The 7,991-nt window shown below is 62.7% G+C and carries 5 protein-coding genes and 1 pseudogene; 5 read left to right on the forward strand and 1 reads right to left on the reverse strand.

All coding sequences use genetic code 11. The annotated features are described in order from the left end of the window. The first annotated feature begins 290 nt into the window (after positions 1 to 290). The 3 genes from glnS (at position 291) to OBACDRAFT_RS23565 (ending at position 4,369) form a co-directional block, all read left to right on the forward strand. On the forward strand, positions 291 to 2,141 hold the full coding sequence (gene glnS, locus OBACDRAFT_RS23555) for a glutamine--tRNA ligase (protein WP_043589491.1): 1,851 nt from the start codon (positions 291 to 293) through the stop codon (positions 2,139 to 2,141). A gap of 136 nt (positions 2,142 to 2,277) precedes the next feature. Next, positions 2,278 to 3,057 (forward strand): class I SAM-dependent methyltransferase, encoded by a 780-nt coding sequence (locus OBACDRAFT_RS23560; RefSeq protein WP_043589494.1) that lies wholly within the window; start codon positions 2,278 to 2,280, stop codon positions 3,055 to 3,057. A 34-nt stretch (positions 3,058 to 3,091) separates the two neighbouring features. Next, positions 3,092 to 4,369 carry an alginate lyase family protein gene (locus OBACDRAFT_RS23565; protein ID WP_043589495.1) on the forward strand — a complete coding sequence of 426 codons (1,278 nt, stop codon included), beginning with the start codon at positions 3,092 to 3,094 and terminating at the stop codon, positions 4,367 to 4,369. A gap of 581 nt (positions 4,370 to 4,950) precedes the next feature. Here the strand turns inward: OBACDRAFT_RS23565 and OBACDRAFT_RS23570 are convergent. Further along, positions 4,951 to 6,108: a trypsin-like peptidase domain-containing protein gene (locus OBACDRAFT_RS23570; protein ID WP_232767698.1), complete on the reverse strand. Its 1,158-nt coding sequence runs from the start codon at positions 6,106 to 6,108 to the stop codon at positions 4,951 to 4,953. Positions 6,109 to 6,127: 19 nt separating this feature from the next. On the opposite strand from OBACDRAFT_RS23570, the gene OBACDRAFT_RS30360 reads away from it, so the two are divergent. Then, positions 6,128 to 6,379, forward strand: coding sequence for a hypothetical protein (locus OBACDRAFT_RS30360; RefSeq protein WP_232767701.1), 252 nt, complete (start codon positions 6,128 to 6,130; stop codon positions 6,377 to 6,379). Further along, a pseudogene (gene leuS / locus OBACDRAFT_RS23575) lies at positions 6,379 to 7,991 on the forward strand (leucine--tRNA ligase); the annotation flags it as partial. The gene OBACDRAFT_RS30360 and the pseudogene leuS, both read left to right, overlap by 1 nt.

Genomic DNA, 7,991 nt, shown 5'->3' on the forward strand with positions numbered 1-7,991 from the left:
TGCACAGTCACTGCGACAGGGCAAATGGTCTCCAAAAACTAAAAACTTATCTAATACCGGCTGCCCCCAGGCAAAACCAAAACGACAGGCCATGTGCCAAGAATGGAGGGCGGGTCTCCCGACCCGCCAGACGCGGCCGCAGCCGCGCCCATCCGGAAAAGGAAGAGAAAAAGGAAGAGGAAGAGAACCCGCCCCCCGTCCTTGAGTCGCCCCCTCATAATCGGGGGGGGGGGGGGGAGGCCACGAGGCGCTTGCCACCGCCCGCCCGGCTCGCGCATGCTGTCCGGTTTATGAACGCCGATGCCTCCGCCTCCAGCGCTTCCACCGCTCCAGTCCCGCCTGTCTCCCCCGACACCGGCGCGCCTGCCGCCGCCGTGGCGCCCACCGATTTTATCCGCGACGTCGTCGCCGCGGACGTAAGCGCCGGCCGTTACCCGCAAATCGTCACCCGCTTCCCCCCCGAACCCAACGGCTACCTCCACCTCGGCCACGCCAAGTCCATCTGCCTCAACTTCGGCATCGCCCTCGAAAACGGCGGACGCTGCAACCTCCGCATGGACGACACCAACCCGACCAAGGAAGAAGTTGAATACGTCGAATCCATCACCACCGACGTTCGCTGGCTCATCGACGGCTGGGCAGGCCACACCCTCGGCCTCACCCCCCTCGGCCAGCGCCCCGCGCCCGCCACCATCGACGGCAAGCCCGACTACTACGCCGCGCCCGCCCCCGTCGCCGACAACGACAAACCCAACGCCACCGAACCCTTCTTCGCCAGCGACTACTTTGACGCTCTCTACGCCTTTGCCGAACAACTCATCCTCAACGGCAAAGCCTACATCTGCGACCTCACGCCCGAGGAAACCGACGCCTACCGCGGCGCGCCCGACCAGCCCGGCAAGGACAGCCCCTGGCGCAACCGCTCCATCGAAGAATCCCTCGACCTCTTCCGCCGCATGAAGGCCGGCGAATTCCCCGACGGAGCCCGCACCCTGCGCGCCCGCATCGACATGGCCTCGCCCAACGTCTGGCTGCGCGACCCCCTCCTCTACCGCATCCGCCATGCCGCGCACCACCACGCCGGCGACGGCTGGTGCATTTACCCCCTCTACGACTTCGCCCACTGCCTCTCCGACTACATCGAAGGCATCACGCACTCCATCTGCACCCTCGAATTCGTCGTCCACCGCCCGCTCTACGACTGGCTCCTCGAAGCCCTCGACCTCCCCCGTCCCCTCCCCCACCAGTACGAATTCGCCAAGCTCAACCTCGCCTACACCCTCTTCAGCAAGCGCCGCCTCATGCGTCTGGTTAAGGAAAACGTGGTCAACGGCTGGGACGACCCCCGCATGCCCACGATCAGCGGCATCCGCCGCCGCGGTGTCCCTGCCGCCGCCCTGCGCAACTTCGCCTACAACATCGGCATCACCAAATTCGACAGCCTCACCGAACTCGCCGTTTACGAAAACGCCGTGCGCGACGAACTCAACCGCCTCGCCCACCGCCGCCTCGCCGTCCTGCACCCGATAAAAATCGTCCTCACCAACATTGCCGAAGGCGAAGCCATCGAGTGCGACGCCACCAACCACCCCGGCAACCCCGCGCTCGGCACGCGCAAAGTCGCCCTCACCCGCGAAGTGTTCATCGACGCCGACGACTTTGCCGAAGTCCCGCCGCCCAAATACTTCCGTCTCAAGCCAGGCGGCGAAGTCCGCCTCAAATACGCCTGTATCATCAAGCTCGACGAAATCGTCAAGGACGCCGCGGGCAACCTCGCCGAACTCCGCTGTACCGCCGATCTCACTACACGCACCGGCCAGCCCAACGCCACCCGCAAAGTCAAAGGCACCATTCACTGGGTCAGTGCCACCCGTGCCATCGACGCCGAAGTGCGTTTGTATGACCGCCTCTTCACCGTCCCCGAACCCGGCGCGGACGACAACTACCTTGACCACCTCAACCCCAAGTCAGTCGAGATCATCACCGCCAAACTCGAACCCACGCTTGCCGACGCCACGCTGGAGGACCGCTTCCAGTTCGAGCGCCTCGGCTACTTCGCGCCCGACCCGAAGGACAACGCCCCCGGCAAGCCGCTCGTGTTCAACCGCACCATCACGCTCAAGGACAGTTGGGCGAAATAGCCCTCGTGCATATCGAATGAACTCAAAAATCTCACGCAGAGACGCAAAGGCGCAGAGGAGTCGGGATAACCCCCATTGCCTTTCTCCGCGCCTCCGCGTCTCCGCGTGAGATATTTCTGAATTCTGAAAGAAAAAAATGCTCCCTTCCACCGAACGTTTTTCTGACCGCGTTGATAACTACGTACGCTACCGTCCCAGCTATCCGACGGCGCTGATCGACGTCCTGCGTGAACGCGCCCTGTCCGGCCCCGCGCCCCGTACCGACTCCGCCATCGCCGACATCGGCTCCGGAACTGGAATATTCACCACGCTGCTTCTGCCACTCGCCGCCCGCGTGTACGCCGTGGAACCCAACGCGGAGATGCGCGCCGCCGCCGAACAGCGTCTCAGCGGCGCATCCGGTTTTGTCAGCGTCGCCGCCACCGCCGAAGCCACCACGCTGCCCGACGCCTCCGTCGATCTCGTCACGGCGGCGCAAGCCTTTCACTGGTTTGATCCCATTGCCTGCCGCCGCGAATTTGCCCGCATCCTCAAACCCGGCGGACGCATCGCGCTCATCTGGAACCAACGCATCGTCGGCGGCACGCCCTTTCTTGCGGACTACGAAAAACTCCTCTTCCAGCACATCGCCGAGCACCGCAAAACCCGTCAGTCCGACTTCTCCCCCGCCCACATCGCCGCGTTTTTTGAACCTGCGCGGTTCGAGACCATCGAAGCTCCCAATGAACAACACTTCGATCTCCCCGGCCTTATTGGCCGCACGCTCTCGTCGTCCTACGCCCCCAATCCCGGCCAGCCCGGCCACGACGTATTCGTTGCCGAACTACAACGCATCTTCCAGCAACACGCCCGCGATGACCGCGTGACCCTCCGTTACCAGACCCGCCTCTACCTAGGCGTGCCACACCACGCGTGACGTCCGCTTCGCCAACCCTGCATTGTAACTCTTCATGAAAAAGAAACGCACTCCGACCCTGTTCACTCTCTGGCTCACGGCCATTTGTATCAACGTTTCCATTACCGACTCCGTCCTGGCTGCTACTGCTGCTACTGCTGCGACGCCGACGGCGAGCACGGCAGCTTCGGCCCCGCGAGTCTTTGCCCTGCCGCACGCCGCCCTTGCCACCGCCCGCGAACGGGTGGCGGCCAACGATCCGCTCGTGCGCGAAGCGCTGGCCAAGCTGCGCTCCGACGCCGACAAGGCGCTGGCGATGAAGCCGCCCTCCGTGATGGACAAAACCAAGGTCGCGGCCAGCGGCGACAAACACGACTATTACAGCGTGGGCCCCTACTGGTGGCCCGATCCTTCAAAACCCGACGGGCTGCCCTACATCCGCCGCGACGGACAGCACAACCCCGAACGCAACGACGGCACCGACCGCCCCGCCTTCGACGCCATGTGCCACGCCGTGGAGACCCTCGCTCTCGCCTGGCATCTCACCGGCCACGAACCCTACGCCGCGCACGCCGCACGCCTCGCACGCACCTGGTTTCTGGACCCGGCCACGCGCATGAATCCGCATCTTGAATACGGCCAGGCCATCCCCGGCCGCACCAATGGAAGAGGCATCGGCATCATCGAGACGCGCGCCCTGATTTATTTCACCGACGGCATCGCCCTCATCGCCAATTCCCCAGCCTGGACACCCGCCGACAACGAGGGACTCCACGCCTGGCTCGGCGCTTATCTTGACTGGCTGCTGCACAGCAAAAACGGCCTCGACGAAAAAAAGGAGCACAACAACCACGGCACCTGGTATGACGCGCAGGTGGCGCAACTCGCGCTCATCCTTGGCCGCACCGAACTCGCTCGCGCCACGCTCAGCTCCGCGCTCCAGACCCGGCTCGCCACGCAAATCGAGCCCGACGGCAGCCAGCCGCACGAACTGGCGCGCACGCTCTCGCTCACCTACTCGACGATGAATCTCGCCGGCTTCATGACCCTCGCCCAACAAGCCGCGCACGTCGGCGTGGACTGGTGGCGCCACACCACGCCCGATGGACGCAGTCTGCGCCAGGCGATTCGGTTTATGGTCCCCTTTGCCGCGCCCGACAAACCGTGGATCAAGACCGATCTGAAACCCGCTGATCGCGAACCCATCCGCATGGAGCTCGTGCTGGCCCGCATTGCGTATGGCGACGATGAACCGGCCTTCCGCGACGAGATCAACCAACTCCGCAACGACGCCCAATTCGCCCGAGAACGCTGGAACCTGTTCGCTCCTTGAGCCGCCTGCCCAGCTTGCTCCCCCCCCCCTGATTAGAACATTTTCGATTTATTTTGTCTCACGCAGAGACGCAGAATCTGAAAAACACAATATTTTGTAATTTATTCATGATTAGCAATCTGTGTTTTCTCTGCGGGTTCTTCGACGTTTTCGGTGGATAGACGAGAGGTGGCGCGGCAGCGCCCGTAGCGCAGGCATCTTGCCTGCCATCTAGTCCACCGCGCGAAGCGCCGCTTGCCTTGACGTAGTTCGGAGCTTTAGCCCGAACCGTTACCTCTCCGTATTCGTGAGTCGCACGGTTCGGATTGGCAATAAAGCACCGAACTACGTGACAAACCGATGTCACCGCGCTTCGCGCAATCAATTTAGATGGCAGGCAAGATGCCTGCGCTACGGGCGCTACCGCGCCACCTCCCGCTATATCAACTTATCGAGTCTCCACTGAAAACGTCGAAGAACCTCTCTGCGCCTTGTAGGACAGCTGGCCAAGACCCGTGAAGTCGCTAAAACGAAACGGGTCTAGGCCAGCTCTGCGTGATCTCTTAAACCTTGCGACAAATTGAACCGACAATGCTCTAGCCTCACGGCTTCAGCACGTAGAGCGACACACGTCGGTCGCTCTTTGCTTCGATCAAGATTGGGGCGGGTTTCTCCACAAACTCCGCGTATGCCTTCTTGCCTGCGTCGAGCGTGCTGATCGGTTGCTGGTTGATTTTGTTGATGATGTCGCCACGACCAAGCCCCGCCACCGCCGCCGGATAACCGGGCTGCACGCCAAGCACCAGCAAACCCGTGTCGTCATCGAGCTGATTCTCGCGTGCAAACGCGCGCGACACCTTGCGCACCGTCAGACCCCATTTTTCGAATGCCCACTCCTCGCCTTTGCGACTCTCCAATTTTTCCGTGACGATCTCGTAGTCTGTTGTCTGTTCGCCGCGTTTCACTGCGAGCTTCACGCTCGCGCCCACCGGCAGACTCGCGATGCGGTTGAGGATCGGCGGCAATTGTTCAGGGAAACGACCGTCCACCGCCACGCCGTCAATCGACAGCACGATGTCGCCCGGACGCAGCCCCGACTTCGCCGCCGGCGAACCCGGATCAATGCTGTTGAGCAACATCCCCGTGTTTTGTTTGAGCGAATAAAATCCCTCCAAATCTTGCAACGCCCCCGGCACGATCCCGATGTAACTACGCGTGACCGCGCCATCCTTTTCGAGCCCCGCCACCACCCGCCGGGCGATGGTCGCCGGGATGGCGAAGCCGAGATTGTCCGCGCCCAGATAGCCGCGCGAATTGATGCCGACCACGCGCCCCGCGTCGTCCACGAGCGGACCGCCGGAATTGCCCGGATTGATCGCCGCGTCGGTTTGCAACCACGTGTTAAACAAGCCCGTCTCGAAGCCATTGACCCCGCGATTGTCTGCAAAATAGCGCCGGTTGTTGGAAATAATTCCCCGCGTCACCGTGCGCGTCAGACCATGCGGCGTTCCAACCGCAAAAACCGTTTGCCCCGGATACAGCGCATCCGAGTCGCCAAAATCCGCGTGCGTGAACACCAGCCCGCGACGCCTCACCTCGTCCATATCGAGCCGCAGCAACGCCAAGTCCGTCCAATGATCCCAACCGACGAGCGTGGCGTTGACCCGTTCCAGGCTGGCCAGCGTTACGGACAACTCGACCGCCCGCGGACTCGCCACGTGCGCGTTTGTTAAGACCAGACCGTCGTCCGACAAAATCACGCCCGACCCCACCCCCGCGATGAAACGCCGCGACCCCGCCTCGAACGACTCCTCGCGCACGTCGATCCGCACCACGGCCTCCAGCAACCGCTCGAACCCGCGTGACATTCCTCCCCCCCCCCCCCCCTCCGGGCGCGACGCGCTGGCGCAACCGCCTGACAACAACACGACGACGGCGGCAAGCCCGCCAATCATCCAGCCGATCCACGCATTGCGCGTGATTGACCGACTCCGGGAATCCCTCAACCTCACACCCTTTATATTTATCTGATGGCTACGCATTGCAAAGACTACGACTTCCTCACGATCGAGCCCCACTGGCAAACCTTCTGGGAAGAAAACCGCTCCTTCCGCGCCGACCCCGCCGACACGCTCAACGCGAAGGGCCAGCCCAAGCCCAAATACTACGTGCTCGACATGTTCCCCTACCCCTCCGGCGCCGGCCTCCACATCGGCCACCCCGAAGGCTACACCGCCACCGACATCATTGCCCGTTACAAACGCGCCCGCGGCTACAACGTCCTGCACCCCATCGGCTGGGACGCCTTCGGACTCCCCGCCGAACAACACGCCGTCAAAACCGGCACGCACCCCGCCAGCAACACGCAGAACAACATCGCCAACTTCCGCCGCCAGATCAAAGCCCTCGGTTTCTCCTACGACTGGGAACGCGAAATCGACACCACCGATCCCCGCTACTTCAAGTGGACCCAATGGATCTTCCTGCAACTCTTCAAACGCGGCCTCGCCTACGTGGACGAACGCCCCGTCTGGTGGTGTCCCGAACTCCGCACCGTTCTCGCCAACGAAGAAATCGTTGACGGCAAATCCGAAGTCGGCGGCTTCCCTGTCGAACGCCGCAACCTCCGCCAATGGGTCCTGCGCATCACCGCCTACGCCGAACGCCTCCTCTCCGACCTGAAGGACGTTGACTGGCCCGACTCCACCAAGCGCATGCAAGAAGCCTGGATTGGACGCAGCGAAGGCGCCGAAATCCTCTTCCGCCTCGAAAACGACATGCTCGGCGACCTGCGTGTATTCACCACGCGCCCCGACACCCTCTTTGGCGCAACCTACATGGTCATCGCGCCCGAACACCCCCTCGTTGACGCCCTCACGACCGACACCCAACGCGACGCCGTTGCCGCCTACCGCAAACACGCCGCCTCCAAGAGCGACCTCGAACGCACCGACCTCGCCAAAGGCGAAAAAACCGGCGTCTTCTCCGGCTCCTACGCCATCAACCCCGTCAACGCCCAACGCATCCCCATCTGGATCGCCGACTACGTTCTCATGGGCTACGGCACCGGCGCGATCATGGCCGTCCCCGCGCACGACCAACGCGACTGGGAATTCGCCAAAAAATTCGACCTCCCCATCATCCCTGTCGTCACTCCCCCCCCCCCCCCCCCCGGGGGGGCCGAAGTCGATTTCACCAAAGCCGCCTTTGAAGCCGAAGGGACCATGGTAAAATCCGGGCCTTAAGAAGGGCTGGCCGTTGGCGAGGCGAAAAAACGCATCATAGGCGAACTTGGCATCCGGAAACGCGGGACCCCCACCGTTAAATACAAAATCCGGGAATGGGTTTTCTCCCGGCAAAGCTATTGGGGGGAAACCTTTCCCATTGCCTGGGTCACCGAAACCGATTACCAAGCCGCCCTTGCCGCAGCCACGGCCGAAAGGCGGGCCGAATTTCCGCAAACCCCCGTCACCTAAACGGACAAAACCAAACCCGCCGAGGCGCGCAACTGGTAAGCCCTGGCAATTCCCGGCGGCGGGGTTTCGGTTAACCTGGCCGAAGTTGAAAGCTACCTCCCCAGCGGCAACGGCGAAAGCCCGCTCGCCAACGTCACCGACTGGCTCGAAATCTGGCTCAACCCCCA

It is taken from the genome of Geminisphaera colitermitum TAV2, assembly GCF_000171235.2.
Classification (GTDB): Bacteria; Verrucomicrobiota; Verrucomicrobiia; order Opitutales; family Opitutaceae; genus Geminisphaera; species Geminisphaera colitermitum.